Genomic DNA, 20,743 nt, shown 5'->3' on the forward strand with positions numbered 1-20,743 from the left:
CGACATCACCGGCTGATGTTCAAGGGTGAGTGACGGGACTCGAACCCGCGACATCCTGGACCACAACCAGGTGCTCTACCATCTGAGCTACACCCACCACGACCGGCGGTGGAACGTTCGTTTCCCCGACCGGCCGAGAAGAAGTCTACAGGGTCCGAAGGGGTGCTCGCGCACGCGTTTCCGTGCGGGCCCGGCGGGCGGGCCCGCACGGACGGTCACCCGGCGGGCAGCACGTGCCGGGCGGCGATCGCCTTCGCGGTCTCGGAGTCGGGGCCGGGCTGCGGCACGAAGACGGCCTCGCGGTAGTAGCGCAGTTCGGCGATCGACTCGCGGATGTCGGCGAGGGCCCGGTGGTTGCCGTTCTTCTGCGGGCTGTTGAAGTACGCCCGCGGGTACCAGCGGCGGGCCAGCTCCTTGACCGAGGACACGTCGACGATCCGGTAGTGGAGGTAGCCCTCCAGGGCCGGCATGTCCCGCAGCAGGAAGCCCCGGTCGGTGCCCACCGAGTTGCCGCACAGCGGCGCCTTGCCGGGCTCCTTCACGTGCTCCCGTACATACGCGAGGACCTGCTCCTCGGCGTCGTGCAGGGTCGTGCCCCGGTCCAGCTCGGCGAGCAGCCCGGACGCGGTGTGCATCTGACGCACCACCTCCGGCATCGTCTCCAGGGCCCGGGCCGGCGGCCGGATGACGATGTCCACCCCCTCGCCGAGTACGTTCAGCTCGGAGTCGGTGACGAGGGCGGCCACCTCGATGAGCGCGTCGTCGGACAGCGAGAGGCCGGTCATCTCGCAGTCGATCCACACCATGCGATCGTTCATGTGTCTCACCTTACGGTGAGCCGCGCCGAGCGGGACCGGCCGTGCGCCGGCCCGCCCGGCGCACGGACACGGCGAAGGGGGCGGAGTCGGGCTCCGCCCCCTTGTCGTGCTGTCCGCCGGGCGCCGGTCAGCCGGCGCCGCGCGGTCCCGGCAGCAGGCCCACCGCGCCCGCCGGGGCGCGCCGGCTCTGCATCGGCACCCCGCCGTCCCGGTGGTCGTACAGCGAGGCCGGGGCCGGCCCGGCCGGTCCGGCTCCGGACAGGCCCGCGGGCACGCCCGGCTGGCCGGAGACCGGCATCGGCGGTTCCGCCTCACCCGGCTTCTCGCCCTGCGGCCGGCGGGCCCGGTAGGCGGCCCGGTAGGCGGCGGGGGAGGAGCCGAGCTGGCGGCGGAAGTGGCCGCGCAGGGCCACCGGGGAGCGGAAGCCGCAGCGGCCCGCCACCTCGTCCACCGAGTAGTCCGACGTCTCCAGCAGCCGCTGGGCCTGGAGGACCCGCTGCGTGATCAGCCACTGCAGCGGCGCGCTCCCGGTCAGCGAGCGGAACCGGCGGTCGAACGTGCGGCGGCTCATATAGGCGCGTGCCGCCAGTGTCTCCACGTCGAACTGCTCGTGGAGGTGTTCCAGCGCCCAGGCGACGACCTCGGCGAGCGGGTCGGCGCCGATCTCCTCGGGTAAAGACCGGTCGAGGTAGCGCTCCTGCCCGCCGGTCCGGCGCGGTGGGACGACCAGGCGCCGGGCGAGCGCGCCGGCCGCCTCGTTGCCGTGGTCGGTGCGCACGATGTGGAGACAGAGATCGATCCCGGCCGCCGTGCCCGCCGACGTCAGCACATCGCCGTCGTCGACGAACAGCTCTCTCGGATCGACGTGCACCGACGGATAGCGCTTGGCCAGCGTCGGCGCGTACATCCAGTGGGTGGTCGCCGGGCGGCCGTCCAGCAGTCCGGCCGCCGCGAGCACGAAGGCGCCCGTGCACAGCCCGACGATGCGGGCGCCTTCCTCGTGTGCCCGGCGCAGCGCGTCGAGTGCTTCCTCCGGTGGCGGCGAAGTGATCGAACGCCAGGCCGGTACGACGACCGTCCCGGCGCGCGAGATCGCCTCCAGCCCATGCGGCGCCGTGAGTTCCAGGCCCCCTGTGGTCCGCAGCGGGCCCTCCTCGCCGGCACACACCAGCAGGCGGTAGCGCGGCACGCCGGCGTCCTGGCGGTCGATGCCGAACACCGACAGCGGGATGGAACTCTCGAAGATGGGGCCGCCGCTGAAGAGCAGCACCGCGACGATCTCCTTGCGGCGCCGCCCGGACAGTTTCCGGGCTGCGGCATCCTGCACGGCAGTGGAGTCGTGGCTCATACTGCTAAGCCCCCCTCGGTGGTCGCGGCTCCTCGGTTGTGTCGCTCCTGCACGTTTCCCCTCGGTCCTGCACGAGTCCCCCGCCGTAAGACAGTCAAGATCGAATCTACTGGCTCCCGCGATCACGGGGTGGCCGGTTAGACACGCCGGACATTGTCGACATGACAACTTGGCGTGAAGCATTCGATCACGAAGCGTTGCACTCACGAGGCGTGCAGGGAAGTGCGCCTTGTCGCCGTGGCCAAACCGCGTAGGGTGCACGCCGGCCTCCGGACCCTTTCCGTGCAGGTGGAACGGGGGTTGGGGGGCGGGTCGGACCCCTCTTGGCCGATATCGAGAAGTTGGCTGAAAAGCAGCGTTCGGAAGCGCGAAAACAGGTCAGTCGACCGGTGTCTGGCCCCGGGTGTGCCGTCCGCCGCTCCGGGCGGCGCACCGCGCGCGGCACCGCTCGGAGCGGCGCAGCAGCATGCGGCACACGGCCGTGACGGCCGCCAGACCCAGTGCGGTGCCGGTGGTGCCGGCGAGCGAGCTGCCGTACCAGAGCAGGACGACCGGTACGAGTACGCAGCAGAAGACCGCCCAGCGGATCACATCACCGACCGTGTCCGGCGCGGGGGTCGGGTCGGGGCCGGGTCCGGGTGCGGGCATCTCGTACTCCCTGAAGTGGTGGCTCACCCGGTTCAACGTCCGGGATACCGGACAGTCACCACCGGTACACCTGAGCGGGCCGCGCAAACCGCCTGTACGGGGCAGCAACCATTGCGTTACGGGCGCGGCTCGTGCATGCTCCGGTGAACCCCTGCGGATGCCGGGGGGACCGCTCACGGAGCGTGCGCGGGATCTGGGCGCGGGAGGCGTGCCGCCGTACCCTTGGGGGTATGGGCTTGGGAAGATGTTTCCCGGACACAGCTCCGCTGCACACGGTCATCCCTTCCCATAAAGGATCACAACGCCGAGACAGCCATGGCCGGTCACGAATTCTTCGAACCCGCGGACCGCAAGCGGCCGGTCGCCGACCCCACGGCGGCCGATCCCCTGGCGGCGGAAGAGGCACGTCCCTCCTGCGACCCCGCCTTCCGGCACGGTGTCGTCGTCGGCTTCGACGGCTCCACCTCGAGCGAGCGCGCCCTCGCCTACGCGATCGGCATGGCCCACCGCTCCCAGTCCGGTCTGATCATCGTGCATGTCGCGAACCGTCTGCCCACCACGGTGTGGGCCGGCTGCGAGCCGCCCGTCTTCGTGGACGTCCCGGACCACCGCACCGAGGTGCTGGGGCTGGAGCTGGCCTGTGCGGACTATCTGGCCGAGGTGCCCTGGATCCTGGTCGAGCGGGGCGGGGACATCTGCCACGAGCTCGAAGAAGTCGGCCGGGAGTACGAGGCGGACGCGATCGTCGTCGGCTCCACGCACGGCATCGTCGGCCGCATCTTCGGCTCCGTCGCGGGACGGCTGGCCAAGCGCGCGCGGCGGCCCGTGATCGTCATCCCCTGATCGCCTCACGCTCCGTCAACTTCCGCCCTGCGCACCGGACTACTGGCGCGTAGGAGGTGTCCGCGCCCTGGTGGAGGGCATATACCGGTCATCTCCGCGTGCCGCCGGCCGGGGGGTGACGGCCGCCGGCCGGACCCAGCGGCATGGGAAGGACCCCCGCGTGTCCGGTGGCACACGCGGGGGTCCCCTCCGCCGGGCGGCTACTCGACCGTCACGGACTTCGCGAGGTTGCGCGGCTTGTCGATGTCCCGGCCCAGGGCCTTCGCCGTGTGGTAGGCGAGGAGCTGGAGCGGGATGCCCATCAGGATCGGGTCGAGTTCGTCCTCGTTCTTCGGGACGATGATCGTCTGGTCCGCCTTCTCCTGGTGCCGGTGGGCCACCGCCAGGATCTTGCCCTCGCGGGCCTTGATCTCCTCCAGGGCCGCGCGGTTCTTCTCCAGCAGGTCGTCGTCGGGGACGATCGCGACCGTGGGCAGGGCCGGCTCGATGAGGGCCAGCGGGCCGTGCTTCAGCTCGGAGGCGGGGTAGGCCTCGGCGTGGATGTAGGAGACCTCCTTCAGCTTCAGGGAGGCCTCACGGGCCACCGGGTAGCCCCGGACGCGGCCGATGAAGAGCATCGAGCGGGCGTCGGCGTAGCTCTCCGCCAGCTCCTTGACGGCCTCTTCCTGCTTGAGGATCTCGGTGATCTGCTGCGGCAGCCGGCGCAGGCCCTCGATGATCCGCTTGCCGTCGCGCACCGAGAGGTCGCGGGTGCGGCCGAGGTGCAGCGCGAGCAGGGCGAAGGCGACCGTGGTGTTGGTGAAGCACTTGGTGGAGACCACGCACACCTCGGGACCGGCGTGCACGTAGACGCCGCCGTCGGCCTCGCGGGCGATCGCCGAGCCGACCACGTTGACCACGCCGAGCACCCGCGCGCCCTTGCGCTTCAGCTCCTGTACGGCGGCCAGCACGTCGTAGGTCTCACCGGACTGGGAGACCGCGATGTACAGGGTGTCGGGGTCGACGACCGGGTTGCGGTAGCGGAACTCGGAGGCGGGCTCGGCGTCGGCGGGGATGCGGGCCAGCTCCTCGATCATCTGGGCGCCGATCATGCCCGCGTGGTACGAGGTGCCGCAGCCGAGGATCTTCACGCGGCGGATCCGCCGGGCCTCGCGGGCGTCCAGGTTGAGCCCGCCGAGGTGCACGGTGGAGAACCGCTCGTCGATGCGGCCGCGCAGCACGCGGTCGACGGCGTCGGCCTGCTCGAAGATCTCCTTGTGCATGTAGGTGTCGTGGCCGCCCATGTCGTAGGACTCGGCCTCCCACTCCACCGTGGTGGGCTCGGCCGTCGTCCGGGTGCCCTCGGTGGTGTAGGTGCGGAAGTCGTCGGCCTTGAGGGTGGCCATCTCGCCGTCGTCCAGGGTCACTATCTGGCGGGTGTGGGTGACCAGGGCGGCGATGTCGGAGGCGACGAACATCTCCTTCTCGCCGATACCGAGGACGACCGGGGAGCCGTTGCGGGCCACCACGATCCGGTCGGGGAAGTCGGCGTGCAGGACGGCGATGCCGTAGGTGCCCTCGATCAGCCGGACCGCCTGGCGGACCTTGTCCTCCAGCTTCTCCGCGCCCGAGCGGGCGATGAGGTGGGTGAGGACCTCGGTGTCGGTCTCGGAGAGGAACTCGACCCCGTCCGCCTCCAGCTTGCGGCGCAGGTCGGCGGCGTTGTCGATGATGCCGTTGTGCACGACCGCGACCTTGCCGTCGCCCGACATGTGCGGGTGGGCGTTGACGTCGGAGGGCGCGCCGTGGGTGGCCCAGCGGGTGTGGGCGATGCCGGTGGTGCCCTTGAAGCGCGCCGGGACCCTGGCCTCCAGGTCCCGCACCCGCCCCTTGGCCTTGACCATCTTCAGGCCGGGCGTCTTCGGGGAGGTGACGACGATGCCCGCGGAGTCGTAGCCGCGGTACTCCAGGCGCTGGAGGCCCTCCAGGAGGAGCGGAGCGACATCACGCTTCCCGATGTATCCGACAATTCCGCACATGTATAGAGGTATCCCTTGGGTGTCGCTGGTCCGGTCCGGCCGCTTGTCAGCCGTAGACCATGCGGCGTAGCTGCCTGAGCGTCAGCTCCGGCGGCGCCACCGCCCGGTAGGTCAGGTCCGCCTCGATCCGCTGGAAGATCTCCGCGTTCACCAGGCCCTGGGCCTGGAGTTCGCGGTGGCGGCGGCGGACGAACTCCTGGGTCGTCTCGTCGAAATAGGCGAGCACGTCCTGTATCACCCGCATCGCCTCGCCCCGGTTCAGGGGCGTGGACCGCGTCAGATGATCAACAAGTTCGTCGTGCACCCGGTAGATCCTGGGGTACCGGAGCCGGTTTCGCAAGAATCGTGCCCGATTCCGGGCAAGCGGCTGTTGAATCTCTTATGGCGCTCTGTTCGCCGTCCGTCCATCCCGTGTCCGGTATCCCGTTGCCCGAGCCGACCAGTTTCAGACGCCATGGACATTCCTCGTATGGGCGTACCCGAGAAGCTGGCCGAGCGCATGAGCATGGCCGAGCAGCATGAATACCTGCGGGCCAGGTTCTCGCGGCGCAGCGTCTTCCGGGGCGGCGCCGTCACGCTCGGCGCCGTCGCCGGCGGCGCGTTCGTGCCGGGCGCCACCGCCCAGGCCGCCGCGCCCGCCGGGCACACCGCCCCCGCCGCCGAACGCGTCGACGGCGCCTTCGTCGCGCCCTTCGGCCGCCACCTCGCCTGGGGCAACGACCCGCGCACCGAGATCTCCGTCTCCTGGCAGGTCCCGGTCGCCGTGCGCAAGCCCTTCCTCCGCGTCGGCGCCCACCCCTGGGACCTCTCCCGGAAGATCGAGGCCGAGGTCCGCACCCTGCACACCCCGGCCGGCGTCGGCGCGAGCGGCGACCACACCCAGTACTACCTGCACGCCAAACTCACCCACCTGCGACCCGGCAGGACGTACTACTACGGTGTCGGCCACCAGGGTTTCGACCCGGCCGCGCCGCACCTGCTCGGCACCGTCGGCACGTTCACCACCGCGCCCGCGCACAAGGCGCCGTTCACCTTCACCGCCTTCGGCGACGAGGGCGTCGGCTACCACGGCCTGGCCAACAACAGCCTCCTCCTCGGCCAGAACCCGGCCTTCCACCTGCACGCCGGCGACATCGCCTACGCCGACCCCGCCGGCGCGGGCAAGACCACCGACAGCGGCTTCGACGCGCGCACCTGGGACTCCTTCCTCGCCCAGACCGAGACGGTCGCCAAGCAGGTCCCGTGGATGCCCGCCTACGGCAACCACGACATGGAGGCCTGGTACTCGCCCAACGGCTACGGCGGCGAGGACGCCCGCTGGAACCTCCCGGACAACGGCCCCGACCCCCGGAACCTGCCGGGCGTCTACTCCTTCGTCTACGGCAACACCGCGGTCATCTCGCTCGACGCCAACGACATCTCCTTCGAGATCCCGGCGAACCTGGGTATCTCCGGCGGAACCCAGACCAAGTGGCTGGAAACCCAGTTGAAGAAGTTCCGCGCCGCCAAGGACGTGGACTTCGTCGTCGTCTTCTTCCACCACTGCGCCTACTGCACCTCCACCGCCCACGCCTCCGAGGGCGGAGTGCGCCAGGAATGGGTGCCGCTGTTCGAGAAGTACACCGTGGACCTGGTCATCAACGGCCACAACCACCAGTACGAGCGCACCGACGTCATCAAGGCCGGCCGGGTCACCAGGAAGCTGCCGGTCGGCGGCACCGCCTACCCGGAGACCGACGGCGTGGTCTACGTCACCGCGGGCGCGGCCGGCCGCAGCCTGTACGCCTTCTCCGCCCCCGACTCCTACGAGGGCCACGAGCACGAGACCGACTCCGTCGCCTCCTTCGTCAACACCAAGGACGGCAAGGCGAACGAGACCGTCACCTGGTCCCGGGTGCGCTACCTCGACTACTCCTTCCTGCGCGTGGACGTCACCCCCGCGCCGAAGGGCCGCCAGACCACGCTGACCGTGTCGGGCATCGCCGAGACCGGCGACCGCATCGACCACTTCACCGTGTCCCGCACGGCCAAGTAGCCGACCCCGGCGCGGGTGGTCCCGGGGCCGCTTTCCGCCGGGCGGGGGACCGTTCCGCCCGATCTGCGGGACAGTGGTGCCGACCGGACCGGGCGGCCGACTCCGCCCGGCGGTCGGCCACTTGGAAGGGAGCGCATGTGAGACGGCACCACGGCACCACTCCCCGGACCGCCCGCGTCCTCGGTTCGCTGCTGCTGATCGCGGCGGCCGGCGGCCTCACCCTCGGCGCGGCCCCCGCGGCGCGCGCCGCCGCCCCGGTCCCGCTGGACCGGATCGTCCCGGCACCCGTCTCGGTCACCCCGGGCGGCACGCCGTACCGCGTCACCCGCGCCACCGGCATCCACGTCGACGGCCCCGCCGAGGTCCACCGGATCGGCACCTACCTGGCCGGGCTCCTGCGGCCCGCCACCGGCTACCCGCTGCCGGTCACCGACCACGGCGACGGCGGCATCCTGCTCCGGCTCACCCAGGGCGACTACGGCGCCGAGGGCTACCGGCTGCACAGCGGCGCCGACGGCGTCACCCTCACCGCGCGCACCCCCGCCGGCCTCTTCCACGCCGTGCAGACCCTGCGCCAGCTCCTCCCGGCGGCCGTCGAGCGCCCGACCGTCCAGCGCGGCCCCTGGCAGATCGCCGCCGGCACCCTCCAGGACCGCCCCCGCTACGCCTACCGGGGCGCCATGCTGGACGTCGCCCGGCACTTCTTCACCGTCCCCCAGGTCAAGCGCTACATCGACCAGCTCGCCCTCTACAAGATCAACGAGCTGCACCTCCACCTCAGCGACGACCAGGGCTGGCGCATCGCGGTCGACTCCTGGCCGCGCCTGGCCTCCTACGGCGGCGCCGGCGAGGTCGGCGGCGGCCGGGGCGGCCACTACACCAAGGCCGACTACCGGGAGATCGTCCGCTACGCGGCCTCCCGCTACCTGGAGGTCGTGCCCGAGATCGACATGCCCGGGCACACCAACGCGGCCCTCGCCTCGTACGCCAAGCTGAACTGCGACGGCGTGGCACCCCCGCGGTACACCGGCACCCAGGTCGGCTTCAGCTCGCTGTGCGTGTCCAAGAAGGCCACCTACGACTTCGCCGCCGACGTGATCCGGGAGCTGGCCGCCCTCACCCCGGGCCGCTATCTGCACCTCGGCGGCGACGAGGCCCACTCCACCGCCCACGCCGACTACGTCCGGTTCATGGACCGCGTCCAGCCGCTCGTCGCCCGGTACGGCAAGACCATCATCGGCTGGCACCAGCTCACCGGCGCCCACCCGGCCAAGGGCGCCCTCGCCCAGTACTGGGGCGTGGACGGCACCGGCGCCGCGGAGAAGGCACAGGTCGCCGCGGCCGCCCGGAACGGCACCCACCTGATCCTGTCCCCGGCCGACCGGGTCTACCTCGACATGAAGTACACCGCACGCACCGGGCCGGGCACCAAGTGGGCCGGCCTGGTGGAGGTGCACCGGTCCTACGACTGGAACCCGGGCGCCTATCTCGCCGGGGTGCCCGCCTCGGCGGTCCGGGGCGTCGAGGCACCCCTGTGGTCGGAGACCGTGAAGACCTCCGCCGGCATCGAGTACCTGGCCTTCCCGAGGCTCGCCGGGGCGGCCGAGCTGGGCTGGTCGCCGGCGGCCCGCCACGACTGGAGCGCCTACCGGAAGCGGCTCGCCGCGCAGGGCCCCCGCTGGGACGCCCTCGGCATCCACTACTACCGGTCGCCGCAGGTCCCCTGGCCGGCGCGCTGACCCCGGGCCGGCGGGCACCCCGGAGGACCGTACTCCCGGGTGCCCGCCGCGTCCGCGCGGCCGTCAGAACCCGGCGATCGGGTTCTTCAGGGTCCCGACGAGCTGGAGCGCGCCGGACGGGTCGGCCAGGTCCACCATCTGCCGGTTGTCGCGCAACTGGAGCCGGTTGAGGCAGGACAGCGCGAACTCGGGCGCGAACACGTCGTACCGGCGGAACCGGTCGGCCAGCTCCGGGTTGGCCCCCTGGTACGCGCGGGTGACCTCGGCGACCGTGCGCCAGAAGCCGTCCTCCTCCAGGATTCCCTCGGCGGCCAGACGGGCGGCCAGGAAGCGGAAGAAGCAGTCGAACACGTCCGTGAAGACGGACAGCAGCTTCTTGTCCTCGGGGACCTCCACGCGGATCCGCCGCACCTCGGGCGGCAGGTCCGCGTCCGGGTCCATGACGGCGATCTCCTCGGCGATGTCCTTGTAGACCGCCCGCCGCACCACGCCGTCCTCCAGCACCAGGATCACGTTCTCGCCGTGCGGCATGAACACCAGGTCATAGGCGTAGAAGCAGTGCAGCAGCGGGACGTAGTACGCCCGCAGGTACCGCCGCAGCCACTCCCGCGGGTCCAGCCCCGACCGCTCGATCAGCGCGCCCGCGAAGGAGGCGCCCTCGTGGTCCACGTGCAGCAGGGACGCCATGGTCGCCAGGGACTCGCCCTCCCGCAGCGAGGGCACCGGGCTCTCCCGCCACAGCGCGGCCAGCATCTTGCGGTACGGGGAGTAGCGGTCGGTGGCCCGCTCGTACTCCAGGTGCCGGTAGCCGACGGCGGCCCGCTCCCGGATGACGGACAGACCGGTGGACTTCAGCACCGGATCGCCGTCGACCAGCCGGGCCAGCCAGTCGTTGATGGCCGGGGTCGCCTCCATGTAGGCGGCCGACAGACCCCGCATGAAACCCATGTTGAGCACCGACAGGGCCGTCTTCACATAGTGCTTGTGCGGGGCGCTGGTGTTGAAGAAGGTCCGGATGGACTGCTGGGCCAGGTACTCGTCGTCGCCCTCGCCGAGACAGACCAGCAGGTTGCGCGCCACCTCGGCGGCGAAGGTGACGCTGAGCTTGTTCCACCACTGCCAGGGGTGGACCGGGATGAACAGGTAGTCCGCCGGGTCCAGGCCACGGCCGGTGAGGACGGCACGGAACCGCTCCACGGCCGCCGCGCCCAGCTCCGCGCGCAGGAACGACTCGTACTCGATGCCCGCCCCGGCCGTGAACGCCGCGCGCGAGCGGTGCGCGGCCAGCCACACCAGCCGCACCGGGCTCGCCGTCTCGGGCGCGTACGACAGGTACTCGTGGACGCCGAAACCGAGCCGCCCGTTGTTCGCGACGAAGCACGGGTGGCCCTCGGTCATCCCGGTCTCGATGGCCTGGAAGCCGCCGCGGGCCAGCTCCGCGGAGGTCACCGGTTCCTTGGCCAGCTTGTAGCAGGTGCCCGACAGGGTGGAGGAGATCTCCTCCAGGTAGACGGGCAGGATTTCGTCGCTCAGCCCCAGGGACCCCTTCAGCTCGATGAAGAAGTCCAGTGCGGCGAGCGGCAGTTCGCTGCCGTCGCGGTGCCGGGTGATCGAGCCGGGGTCGACCTCCCAGTGGTCCAGGGCCCGGCGCACGGCGCGGAACCGGTAGCCGGTGAGCCCGTCGTCACTGCGGACGACGTACCCGCCGCCGTCCTCCTCCGGGGTGATCAGCCGCTCGTGCGCGAACTCGGCGAGCGCCTTGGCCAGCAGCAGCCGGTTGGCGGTCGCCCAGCGCTCGGGGGACAGATGGGACACGGCGTCGGCGAGGGTCACGCGGTCACCGCCTTCTCGAACTGTTCACGGGTGCAGAAGCTGAGCAGGGCCCGCTTCTCCGGTTTGTCGATCTCGCGTTCGGCCACGAAGCCGACGGCCGCGTTCAGCGCGTGCACGGCCGTGTTGCGGACGTCCGGCTCCACGACGACCCGCTCCACGGCCGGGTCCGCGAAGAGCCGGTCCATGATCGCGGTGAGCACCGCCCGGGTGAAGCCGTGCACGGGCGTGTCGGTCGCCGGCACCAGGAAGTGCATGCCGACGTCCCCCGGCCGCGCCTCGTACAGCCCTGCCAGCTCCCGGTGCGCCGGGTCGTACCGCTCCATCAGGAAGACGGGCCTGCCGTCCCTGAGCCCGAGCAGCGCCTCGTGGTGCTCGTCGGCCGCTATCTCCCCGTAGGCACGCGCGACGTCCTCCGGCCGCGCGTCGCCCATCATCCAGAAGGCCGCCTTGGGATGGGTGACCCAGGAGTGCAGCAACGCGGCGTCGGCCGGGGGGTCTACGGGGCGGAAGGTGAAGGTCATACGGCGAACTCCTGGAAGGCGATGGTCTTTTCCACCGGGTAGTACTCCGTGCCGAGCAGCTCGCGGATGATGTACGCGTTCCGGTAGGCGCCCATGCCGAGGTCGGGGCTGGTGACGCTGTGGGTGTGGACGCCGGCGTTCTGGAGGAAGACGCCGCGGCCGGTGGTGTCGATGGAGTAGTTGCGGGCGACGTCGAAGCGGCCGTGGCCGTCGAAGCGGAGGCGCTCGCGGACCGGGGCGAGGAAGTCCGGCGGGGTGTAGTGGTAGCCGGTGGCCAGCACCAGGCCCTCGGTGCGGAGCGTGAAGTCCTTGTCCTGCTCGTCCTGGTGGAAGCCGAGGGTGTACGCGCCGTCCTGGTACGCCGCCGTGCGCAGCGTGGAGTTGGTGAGCAGCCGGGTGGGCACCGGGCGGTCGCCGCTCTCGACGTTCTTCTGGTACAGCAGGTCGAAGATCGAGTCGATCAGGTCCGCGTTGATGCCCTTGAACAGGCCCTTCTGCTGCTTCTCCAGCCGGTAGCGGGTCTCCTCGGGCAGCGCCCGGAAGTAGTCGATGTAGTCCGGGGAGGTCATCTCCAGGGTCAGCTTGGTGTACTCCAGCGGGAAGAACCGCGGGGAGCGGGTGACCCAGTTGAGCTGGTAGCCGTGGCTGTCGATGCCGGCGAGCAGGTCGTAGTAGATCTCGGCGGCGCTCTGGCCGCTGCCGACCACGGTGACGGACTTCTTCGTCAGCAGCTCCGCTTTGCGGTGCGTGTACTGCGAGGTGTGCAGGAGGTCCCCGTCCAGCCCCCGGCAGGCCGGCGGGACGTAGGGCGCGGTGCCGGTGCCGAGGACCAGGTGCCGGGCCCGGTAGGTGTCCCCGGCCGCAGTGCGCACGACGTACAGCTCGTCCTGGTACGTCACCTCGGTGACCGTGGTCCCGAAGCGGACGCAGCTCAGCTTCCCGGCCGCCCAGCGGCAGTAGTCGTCGTACTCGATCCGCAGCGGGTAGAAGTTCTCGCGGATGTAGAACGAGTACAGTCTGCCCTTCTCCTTCAGGTAGTTGAGGAAGGAGTACGGCGAGGTGGGGTCGGCCAGGGTGACCAGGTCCGACATGAACGGGGTCTGCAGGTGCGCGCCGTCCAGGAACATGCCGGCGTGCCACTCGAAGTCCGGCTTGGACTCCAGGAAGACGCCGTCGAGCCCGGCGATCGGCTCGGTCAGGCAGGCCAGGCCGAGGTTGAAGGGGCCGAGTCCGATCCCGACGAAGTCGTGGGTCTTGGTCGGGTTCTCAGGACGCGCGGTCAAGGGACACTCCCAGGTACTGCTCGGCATGGCCGGCGATCAGGTCGAGGACGGCGGCGATGTCGGCCGTCCGGGTCTCGGGGTTGAGCAGGGTGAACTTCAGGTAGTGGCGGCCGGCCACCGTGGTGCTCGCCACCACGGCCTCGCCGGAGGCGAACAGGGCCTTGCGGGCGGCGAGGTTGGCGCGGTCGGTCTCGGCGGGGTCGGTGACGGCCGCCGGGAGATAGCGGAAGACGAGGGTGGACAGGCTGGGCTCGACGACGACGTCGTAGCGGGGGTCGGCGTCCAGCAGCCGCCAGCCCTCCCGGGCCAGGTCGCAGACCTCGTCGAAGAGCTGTCCGATGCCGTCGGCACCCATGGTGCGCAGGGTCAGCCACAGCTTGAGGGCGTCGAAGCGGCGGGTGGTCTGGAGGGACTTGTCCACCTGGTTGGGGATACGTTCCTGCACCATGCGGCGCGGGTTGAGGTAGTCGGCGTGGTAGGTGGCGTGCCGCAGGGTGGCCCCGTCCCGGACCAGCACGGCGGAGGAACTGACCGGCTGGAAGAAGGACTTGTGGTAGTCGACGGTGACCGAGTCGGCGCGCTCGATGCCGTCGATGCGGTCGCGGTACTTCAGGGAGGCCAGCAGCCCGCAGCCGTAGGCGGCGTCCACGTGCAGCCACGCGCCGTACTGCGCGCACAGCCCGGCGATCTCCGGCAGCGGGTCGATGGAGCCGAAGTCGGTGGTGCCGGCGGTGGCGACGACGGCCATCGGGACCAGGCCGTCGCGCGCGCAGCGCTCCAGTTCGCGGGCGAGGGCGACCGTCTGCATGCGCTTGTCGTGGTCGACGGGGATCGTGACGACGGCGTCCGGCCCGAGGCCGAGCAGTTTCGCGGACTTGCGCACGCTGAAGTGGCCGGCCTCGGAGGCGAAGATGCGCAGTTTCCCGGGCGCGTCGCTCTTGGCCTCCTCCCGGGCGAGCAGCAGCGCCTGGAGGTTGGACTGGGTGCCGCCGGAGGTGAACACGCCGTCGGCGGCCGGGCCGAGGCCGATGCGGGCGGCCGTCCAGTCGATGAGCTTGCGCTCGATGAGGGTGCCGCCGGCCGACTGGTCCCAGGTGTCCAGCGAGGAGTTGACCGCGGAGAGCACCGCCTCGCCGAGCACCGCCGGGATGACGACCGGGCAGTTGAGGTGGGCGAGGTAGCGGGGGTGGTGGAAGTAGACGGCGTCCCGGAGGTAGACGTCCTCCAGCTCGTCCAGGACGGCACCGGTGTCGCCCAGCGGGCGGTCGAGGTCGATCGCGTCGATCGCGGGAGCGAGCGCGTCCGGGGTGACGCCGGTGAACGGACGGTCGGTGGTGGCGAGTTTGGCCGCCACCCGCTCGACTCCTTCGGTCACGGAGCGGCGGTAGTGCTCCGCGGTGAGGCCATTGAGCAGGTGCGAGCGCATGGGGGGATCCTCCGAGGGACGGTCCGGAGCGGATAACTTAGGTTAGCCTAACCTAAGTTGATCTGACCAGGGCACGCCCCTCCCTTTCGCCGGGCTTTCGCCGGGCGGCGCCGGGTCACCCGCCCGCGGCGCGCAGTTGCTCCTCCGTCATGCCCTGCCGCCAGTAGCCGACGAAGGTGACGCACCGCCGGTCCACCCCGCGCTCGCCGACGAAGTGCCGCCGCGCCGCCTTCACCTGGCCGGACTCCCCGGCGATCCACACGTACGGCCGCTCGGCGGCCGGCAGCCGGGCGGCCCGTACGGCGTCCACGGCCACGGGGGAGCCGTCGTGCCGCACCAGCCAGGTGATCTCCGCGTCCGCCGCGGTGCGCACGTCCTGGATGTCCCCGGCGTGCGGCACCTCCAGCCAGGCCCGCACCCGGGTGCCGGCGGGCAGCGCTTCGAGGATGGCGGTCGCGGCCGGTACGGCCGTCTCGTCGCCGCACAGGACGACGAGATCGGTCCCCTCGGGCGGGCGGAAGCGGATCGCCCGGTTGTCGGCGACCGCCGGCCCGAGCAGCAGCACCCGGTCGCCCGCGGCGGCCCGCGCGGCCCAGCGGGAGGCCGGGCCGGCCGGCAGCGAGGCACCGGGGCCGACGCCGTGCAGGGCGAAGTCGATGTCGATCTCGTCCGGGTCGCGCCGCAGCGCCCGCAGCGTGTACGAGCGCATCACGGCCCGCACGGTGTCCGGGAGTTCCCGCCACCCCTGCCACCAGCCGTCGCCCAGTTCCAGCGGCACGACGGGCTCGCTCTGCCCCGGCTGCGGCAGGAACAGCGACAGGGACTGGTCCCGCCCGGCGGAGTGGAAGGCGTGCAGGTCGGGACCGGTGAAGGTGATGCGGAGCAGAGACGGGCCGAGCCGCCTCGTCCGTACGACCTGAAGGGGGAAGAAACGGAACGGGGCGGCTACGGCCGTCGTCATGTGTGGCTCCTGAGGGGATGGTTCAGGGCGTTGTCGGGGCTTCGGCCCGAGGTCAGGCGACCTTCTCGGCCTGCTCCAGGGCCTCGGCCAGGTGGGTCAGCAGCGGCACGCACTTGTCGTACGACAGGATCGGCTCGGGGGAGCGGGGAATCACCTGGCCGGCCTTGACCGCCGGCAGCTTCTTCCAGGTGGCCTTGGTGATGTCGGCCGGCTGGATGGCCGAGGTGCGGTCGTCCATCATGATGATGTCGGCCGGGTACTTGTCGACGTTCTCCCAGCTCAGCGACTCGTACCAGCCGCCGCCCTGCTTCTTGGCGCTCTCCGGGGGCTCCACGAAGTTCACGCCGAGCGCCTTGAAGTACTCCAGGTCCACGGAGAGGTTGCTGCCGGAGACGTAGAAGAGCTGGTCGCTGGCGCTGCCCGCCATCACCCTGATGCCGGGCTTGGCCTTGGCGGCGGCGTGCAGCCGGGCGGCGGCGGCCTCGAACCGCTTCTTGGCGTCGGTGACCTTGGCGGCCTTCATGTCCGCGCCGAGCGACTCGGCGAGGTCCCACACGCGCTGGAGCGGCCGGGTGAGCTGACGGTCGTAGACGGAGACGCCGACGCTGGGCGCGAGCCGGGCGATCTTGTCCTTCGACTCCTCGGGCACGTACCAGAGGGTGCCGGCGCCGTCGAACATCGTCGTGATGAGGACGTCCGGGGCGAGCGAGGCGTACTTCTCGATGCTGAACTGGCCCCAGGTGTTGCCGAGGACCGTCACCTTGCTGATGTCCATGTCGCCGGCCTGGACGTCCGCCTTGCCGGCGCTGGTCCTGGTCGGGCCGAAGACGCCCTTCACCTGGATGCCGTAGTCGTACAGCGCGGCGCCGACACCGGTGAACGCGACGATGTTCGCGGGCACCTTGTCCAGCTTCACGGTCGTACCGCGGTCGTCCTTGAACGACCAGGGACCCGAGGCGCCCGCCCCCGAGCCCGCGCCGGACCCGCCGTCTTTGCCCTCGCCGTCCCCGCAGGCGGCGAGCGCGGCACCGAGGCCGAGGACGCCGCCTGCGGCGAGCAGTCCGCGGCGGGTGAGGTGGGTGGCACGGGCATGGGACATGGGTATGACTGCTTTCGACCGGGGCGAAGCGCCCGCCGGACACGTTCCAAGGTAGGTTAGCCTAACCTCAGTAGAAGTCCAGGGGCGGGCACCGGTCTCCGGCCGCCGCGGGCGCGGCCCGTGTCAGCCCGTCAGGCCCAGTTCTCGGGCGATCAGCATGCGCTGGACCTCGCTCGTGCCCTCGCCGATTTCCAGGATCTTGGAGTCGCGCCACATGCGGGCCACCGGGTACTCGTTCATGAAGCCGTAGCCGCCGTGGATCTGGGTGGCGTCGCGGGCGTTGTCGACGGCGACCGTGGAGGAGTGCAGCTTGGCCACGGCCGCCTCCTTCTTGAAGGGCTCGCCCGCCACCAGGCGGGAGGCCGCGTCGCGCCAGGCCAGGCGGGCCGTGTGGGCCTTGGTCTCCATGTCGGCGATCTTGAACTGGATGGCCTGGTTGGCGCCGATCGGGCGGCCGAAGGCGTGACGTTCCTTCGCATACTTGATCGATTCGTCCACGCAGCCCTGGGCCAGGCCCGTCGCGAGGGCCGCGATGGCGATCCGGCCCTCGTCCAGGATGCGCAGGAACTGCGCGTAGCCGCGGCCCTGTTCGCCGAGCAGGTTGGCGGCCGGGACCCGGACGTCCTGGAAGGACAGCTCGCGGGTGTCGGAGGCGTTCCAGCCGACCTTCGAATAGGGCGGCGCCACCGTGAAGCCCGGGGTGCCGGACGGGACGATGATCGCCGAGATCTCCGGCCGGCCGTCCGGCTTGCGGCCGGTGACGGCGGTGACCGTGACCAGAGCCGTGATGTCCGTGCCCGAGTTGGTGATGAAGCACTTGGTGCCGTTGATCACCCACTCGTCGGTGTCCGGGTCCAGGCGGGCCGTGGTGCGGGTGGCCCCGGCGTCGCTGCCGCCGTCCGGCTCCGTGAGCCCGAACGCGCCCAGCACCTCGCCGGCGCACAGCCGGGGCAGCCACTCCCGCTTCTGCTCCGGGGTGCCGAACAGGTGCAGCGGCATGGCGCCCAGAGAGACGCCCGCCTCCAGGGTGATCGCCACCGAGGAGTCCACCCGGGCCAGCTCCTCCAGGGCGATGCCGAGGGCCAGATAGTCGCCGCCCATGCCGCCGTACTCCTCCGGGAACGGCAGCCCGAACAGGCCCATGCGGCCCATCTCGCGGACGATCTCGTACGGGAACTCGTGCCGCTCGTAGAAGTCACCGATCTTCGGCGCCACGACGTCGTGCGCGAACTCCTCCACCGTACGGCGGAGTTCCTCCAGCTCAGGGCTGAGACGGTGGTCCATGCTGATCACTGTTCCTTGTGGGAGAGAGCGCGGACGGTACGGGACGGACTGGGCCTGCCCAGCTGTTCGGCCATCCACACGCTGGTCGCGGTCAGGCGGCCGAGGTCGACGCCCGTCTCGATGCCGAGCCCGTGCAGCATCCAGACGAGGTCCTCGGTGGCGAGGTTGCCGGTGGCGGACTTGGCGTACGGGCAGCCGCCGAGCCCGCCCGCGGAGGCGTCCACGGTGGTGACGCCGTGCTGGAGGGCGGCCAGGGTGTTGGCGAGCGCCTGGCCGTAGGTGTCGTGGAAGTGCACCCCGATCACGTCCGTCGGCACGCCCTGCTCGTTCAGCAGGGACAGCAGCGCGCGGACGTGGCCCGGGGTGGCCACCCCGATGGTGTCGCCGAGGCTCAGCTCGTCGCAGCCCATGTCCCGCAGGGCCGTGCAGACCCGCGCCACCTGGGGGAGCGGCACCGGGCCCTCCCACGGGTCGCCGAAGCACATCGACACATAGCCGCGCACCCGCACGCCCGCGTCCTTCGCGTGCCGGACCACCGGCTCGAACACGGCGAGCGACTCCTCCAGCGTCCGGTTGAGGTTGGCCTTCGCGAAGGACTCGGTGGCGCTGGCGAACACGGCGATCCGGTCGGCGCCGAGGGCCAGCGCCCGGTCCAGGCCCCGCCGGTTGGGCACCAGCACCGGAAGGGCGACGCCCGGCAGGTCCCTGACCCTCGGGAACAGCTCTTCCGCGTCGGCGAGCTGGGGCACCCACTTGGGATGCACGAAGCTGGTCGCCTCGATCGTGGTCAGGCCCGCGTCGGCCAGCCGGCGGATGAACTCCGCCTTGACCGGCGTCGGGACGGCCGCCTTCTCGTTCTGCAGCCCGTCGCGCGCGCCGACCTCGTGGATCCGCACCCGGGCGGGCAGCTCCGGGGACGGTACGGCCATGGGCAGTCCGGGGGCGGTCACCGGGCCGCCTCCTCGTGCGGCGCGACCACGGCCAGCACCTGGTCCATGGCGACCGTGGCGCCGGGCGTCACGTCCAGCTCGGCGACCGTGCCGGCGTGCGGGGCGGAGATGACGTGCTCCATCTTCATCGCCTCCAGCACCAGCAGGGTCTGGCCCGCGGTGACCTCCTCGCCGACGGCCGCCTTGACCACCGTGACCGTGCCGGGCATCGGGGCGGTGAGCGAGTCGGCGCCCGCGTGGACCGCGCCGCCCAGCGACGCGGCGACCGGGTCGTGGTCGCGGACGTGCCAGGCGTCGCCGTCCCGGCCCAGCCAGTCGCCGGCGCGGCGGAAGGTGTGCCGGACGCCGTCCAGGGTGACGTCGACCCGGTCGCCGGTGACGGTGTGGGTGCCGCGCGGGGTGTACGTCACCGGCTCGCCGGCCCGCAGGTGGAACGCGGGCGGCTTCGGGGTGCCGCCCAGCCGCCAGCCGCTCGGCACCGAGAACGGATCGGTCCAGCCGTCCCCGCGCGGGCGCAGCGCCTCCAGACGGACGGCGGCCGCCGCCTCGTACACCTCCTCCGGTACGTCCGTGGGGACCAGGTCGTCCATCACCCGCTCCACCAGGCCCGTGTCCAGCTCGCCGGCCACCACCGCCGGGTGGGCCAGCAGCCGGCGCAGGAAGCCCGCGTTGGTGGGCACGCCCAGCGTGACCGTCTCCGCCAGGGCCGCCCGGAGCCGGCGCAGCGCCGTCTCCCGGTCGGGGCCGTAGGCGATCACCTTGGACAGCATCGGGTCGTACAGGCTGCCGACCTCGGTGCCCCGGCTGAGCCCGGAGTCGGTGCGGACGCCCTCGCCCCGGGGCTCGTCCAGCAGCAGCACCGTGCCGCCGGAGGGCAGGAAGCCACGCGCGCCCTCCTTGACGGACACGGTCTCGGCGCAGATCCGGGCCTCGACCGCGTGCCCGGTGAGCGTGACGCCGGACTGGGCGAAGCCGAGCCGTTCCCCGGCCGCCACCCGCAGCTGCCACTCCACCAGGTCCAGCCCGGTGATCAGTTCGGTGACCGGGTGCTCCACCTGGAGCCGGGTGTTCATCTCCATGAAGTAGTACTGCGAGGGGTCGCTGCCCGGCACGATGAACTCCACCGTGCCCGCGCCCCGGTAGCCGCACGAGCGGGCCGCCTGCACGGCCGCCTCGCCCATCGCGGCCCGGGTCTCCTCGTCGAGGAGCACGCTCGGCGCCTCCTCGATGATCTTCTGGTGGCGCCGCTGGAGCGAGCACTCCCGCTCGCCGAGGTGCACCACGTTCCCGTGGCCGTCGGCCAGCACCTGGATCTCGATGTGCCGGGGCCGGTCGACCCACCGCTCCACCAGCAGGGTGTCGTCGCCGAAGGAGGCGCGGGCCTCGCGGCGGGCGGCGGCGATCTCCTCCTCCAGCCGGCTCATGTCCCGCACCAGGCGCATGCCCTTGCCGCCGCCGCCGGCGGACGGTTTCAGCAGCACGGGCGCGCCCAGTTCGCGGGCGGCCTCGGCCAGCTCGGGGTCGCGGCCGCCGGGCACCACCGGCACCCCGGCCGCCCGGACCGTCTCCTTGGCCCGGATCTTGTCGCCCATCAGCGCGATCGCGTCCGCCGGCGGGCCGATGAAGACCAGCCCGGCCTCCTCGCAGGCGCGCGCGAAGCCCGCGTTCTCGGCGAGGAAGCCGTACCCGGGGTGGACGGCCTGGGCGCCGGTGCGGGCGGCGGCCTCCAGCAGCCGCTCCACCGACAGATAGCTCTCGGCGGCCGGCGCCGGACCGATCCGCACCGCGGTGTCGGCCTCCCTGACGTGCCGCGCGTCGGCGTCGGCGTCGGAGAAGACCGCCACCGAGCGCACGCCCAGCGCGCGCAGCGTACGGATCACGCGTACGGCGATCTCGCCCCGGTTGGCCACCAGTACTGTGTCGAACACGGTTCCCCT

General features: G+C 71.6%; 17 protein-coding genes and 1 tRNA gene. 3 read left to right on the plus strand and 15 right to left on the minus strand.

What is annotated here, in order from left to right; all coding sequences use genetic code 11:
• Positions 1-24: 24 nt before the first annotated feature.
• From ACZ4SV_RS27590 to ACZ4SV_RS27605, 4 genes are all read right to left on the minus strand, one after another.
• Positions 25-97: transfer RNA gene (locus tag ACZ4SV_RS27590), tRNA-His, on the minus strand.
• A 118-nt stretch (positions 98-215) separates the two neighbouring features.
• Positions 216-818 (minus strand): oligoribonuclease, encoded by a 603-nt coding sequence (gene orn / locus ACZ4SV_RS27595; RefSeq protein WP_468007259.1) that lies wholly within the window; start codon positions 816-818, stop codon positions 216-218.
• A gap of 127 nt (positions 819-945) precedes the next feature.
• Entirely contained in the window at positions 946-2,166 is a 1,221-nt protein-coding gene (locus tag ACZ4SV_RS27600; protein WP_365874409.1) for a helix-turn-helix domain-containing protein, read from the minus strand.
• 378 nt (positions 2,167-2,544) lie between these two features.
• Positions 2,545-2,814 carry a hypothetical protein gene (locus ACZ4SV_RS27605; RefSeq protein ID WP_365874407.1) on the minus strand — a complete coding sequence of 90 codons (270 nt, stop codon included), beginning with the start codon at positions 2,812-2,814 and terminating at the stop codon, positions 2,545-2,547.
• Between the two features lie 315 nt (positions 2,815-3,129).
• Here ACZ4SV_RS27605 and ACZ4SV_RS27610 point away from each other — a divergent pair, with 315 nt between their 5' ends.
• Positions 3,130-3,657 (plus strand): universal stress protein, encoded by a 528-nt coding sequence (locus ACZ4SV_RS27610; RefSeq protein WP_365874406.1) that lies wholly within the window; start codon positions 3,130-3,132, stop codon positions 3,655-3,657.
• A gap of 200 nt (positions 3,658-3,857) precedes the next feature.
• Here the strand turns inward: ACZ4SV_RS27610 and glmS are convergent, their stop codons facing one another.
• Positions 3,858-5,675, minus strand: a complete 1,818-nt coding sequence (gene glmS / locus ACZ4SV_RS27615; RefSeq protein WP_397939657.1) for a glutamine--fructose-6-phosphate transaminase (isomerizing) — start codon at positions 5,673-5,675, stop codon at positions 3,858-3,860.
• A gap of 46 nt (positions 5,676-5,721) precedes the next feature.
• A complete protein-coding gene (locus ACZ4SV_RS27620) occupies positions 5,722-5,979 on the minus strand; it encodes a hypothetical protein (protein ID WP_365874402.1) in 258 nt (85 codons plus the stop codon).
• A gap of 165 nt (positions 5,980-6,144) precedes the next feature.
• On the opposite strand from ACZ4SV_RS27620, the gene ACZ4SV_RS27625 reads away from it, so the two are divergent.
• Positions 6,145-7,710 (plus strand): purple acid phosphatase family protein, encoded by a 1,566-nt coding sequence (locus tag ACZ4SV_RS27625; RefSeq protein WP_468007263.1) that lies wholly within the window; start codon positions 6,145-6,147, stop codon positions 7,708-7,710.
• Positions 7,711-7,847: 137 nt separating this feature from the next.
• The gene (locus tag ACZ4SV_RS27630) at positions 7,848-9,449 is read left to right on the plus strand and encodes a beta-N-acetylhexosaminidase (RefSeq protein ID WP_468007265.1); all 1,602 of its coding nucleotides are present in this window, start codon (positions 7,848-7,850) and stop codon (positions 9,447-9,449) included.
• A 63-nt stretch (positions 9,450-9,512) separates the two neighbouring features.
• On the opposite strand, the gene ACZ4SV_RS27635 is transcribed toward ACZ4SV_RS27630, so the two are convergent.
• The 9 genes from ACZ4SV_RS27635 to ACZ4SV_RS27675 form a co-directional block, all read right to left on the minus strand.
• Complete coding sequence (locus ACZ4SV_RS27635) at positions 9,513-11,282, minus strand: IucA/IucC family protein (RefSeq protein WP_468007267.1); 1,770 nt, start codon at positions 11,280-11,282, stop codon at positions 9,513-9,515.
• On the minus strand, positions 11,279-11,803 hold the full coding sequence (locus ACZ4SV_RS27640) for a GNAT family N-acetyltransferase (RefSeq protein ID WP_468007269.1): 525 nt from the start codon (positions 11,801-11,803) through the stop codon (positions 11,279-11,281). Before ACZ4SV_RS27640 ends, ACZ4SV_RS27635 begins: the two co-directional genes overlap by 4 nt.
• Positions 11,800-13,086: a lysine N(6)-hydroxylase/L-ornithine N(5)-oxygenase family protein gene (locus ACZ4SV_RS27645; protein ID WP_468007271.1), complete on the minus strand. Its 1,287-nt coding sequence runs from the start codon at positions 13,084-13,086 to the stop codon at positions 11,800-11,802. The genes ACZ4SV_RS27640 and ACZ4SV_RS27645 overlap by 4 nt, the downstream gene beginning before the upstream one ends.
• Positions 13,070-14,512 carry a lysine decarboxylase DesA gene (gene desA, locus ACZ4SV_RS27650; protein WP_468007273.1) on the minus strand — a complete coding sequence of 481 codons (1,443 nt, stop codon included), beginning with the start codon at positions 14,510-14,512 and terminating at the stop codon, positions 13,070-13,072. The genes ACZ4SV_RS27645 and desA overlap by 17 nt, the downstream gene beginning before the upstream one ends.
• Before the next feature lie 115 nt (positions 14,513-14,627).
• Positions 14,628-15,473: a siderophore-interacting protein gene (locus ACZ4SV_RS27655; protein WP_397939670.1), complete on the minus strand. Its 846-nt coding sequence runs from the start codon at positions 15,471-15,473 to the stop codon at positions 14,628-14,630.
• A 52-nt stretch (positions 15,474-15,525) separates the two neighbouring features.
• Complete coding sequence (locus ACZ4SV_RS27660) at positions 15,526-16,572, minus strand: ABC transporter substrate-binding protein (protein ID WP_468007275.1); 1,047 nt, start codon at positions 16,570-16,572, stop codon at positions 15,526-15,528.
• A gap of 123 nt (positions 16,573-16,695) precedes the next feature.
• The gene (locus ACZ4SV_RS27665) at positions 16,696-17,856 is read right to left on the minus strand and encodes an acyl-CoA dehydrogenase family protein (protein ID WP_397939673.1); all 1,161 of its coding nucleotides are present in this window, start codon (positions 17,854-17,856) and stop codon (positions 16,696-16,698) included.
• A 5-nt stretch (positions 17,857-17,861) separates the two neighbouring features.
• A complete protein-coding gene (locus ACZ4SV_RS27670) occupies positions 17,862-18,806 on the minus strand; it encodes a hydroxymethylglutaryl-CoA lyase (protein ID WP_468007278.1) in 945 nt (314 codons plus the stop codon).
• Positions 18,803-20,734, minus strand: a complete 1,932-nt coding sequence (locus ACZ4SV_RS27675; RefSeq protein ID WP_468007280.1) for an acetyl/propionyl/methylcrotonyl-CoA carboxylase subunit alpha — start codon at positions 20,732-20,734, stop codon at positions 18,803-18,805. Before ACZ4SV_RS27675 ends, ACZ4SV_RS27670 begins: the two co-directional genes overlap by 4 nt.
• Positions 20,735-20,743: the final 9 nt, after the last annotated feature.

The organism is Streptomyces sp. NPDC027672, assembly GCF_055566335.1.

Coding starts and splice junctions, on each gene's coding strand:
- orn (WP_468007259.1), bottom strand. CDS start 818: ATGAACGATCGCATGGTGTGGATCGACTGCGAGATGACCGGCCTCTCG.
- ACZ4SV_RS27665 (WP_397939673.1), bottom strand. CDS start 17,856: ATGGACCACCGTCTCAGCCCTGAGCTGGAGGAACTCCGCCGTACGGTG.
- desA (WP_468007273.1), bottom strand. CDS start 14,512: ATGCGCTCGCACCTGCTCAATGGCCTCACCGCGGAGCACTACCGCCGC.
- glmS (WP_397939657.1), bottom strand. CDS start 5,675: ATGTGCGGAATTGTCGGATACATCGGGAAGCGTGATGTCGCTCCGCTC.
- ACZ4SV_RS27625 (WP_468007263.1), top strand. CDS start 6,145: ATGGGCGTACCCGAGAAGCTGGCCGAGCGCATGAGCATGGCCGAGCAG.
- ACZ4SV_RS27610 (WP_365874406.1), top strand. CDS start 3,130: ATGGCCGGTCACGAATTCTTCGAACCCGCGGACCGCAAGCGGCCGGTC.
- ACZ4SV_RS27660 (WP_468007275.1), bottom strand. CDS start 16,572: ATGTCCCATGCCCGTGCCACCCACCTCACCCGCCGCGGACTGCTCGCC.
- ACZ4SV_RS27600 (WP_365874409.1), bottom strand. CDS start 2,166: ATGAGCCACGACTCCACTGCCGTGCAGGATGCCGCAGCCCGGAAACTG.
- ACZ4SV_RS27605 (WP_365874407.1), bottom strand. CDS start 2,814: ATGCCCGCACCCGGACCCGGCCCCGACCCGACCCCCGCGCCGGACACG.
- ACZ4SV_RS27640 (WP_468007269.1), bottom strand. CDS start 11,803: ATGACCTTCACCTTCCGCCCCGTAGACCCCCCGGCCGACGCCGCGTTG.
- ACZ4SV_RS27655 (WP_397939670.1), bottom strand. CDS start 15,473: ATGACGACGGCCGTAGCCGCCCCGTTCCGTTTCTTCCCCCTTCAGGTC.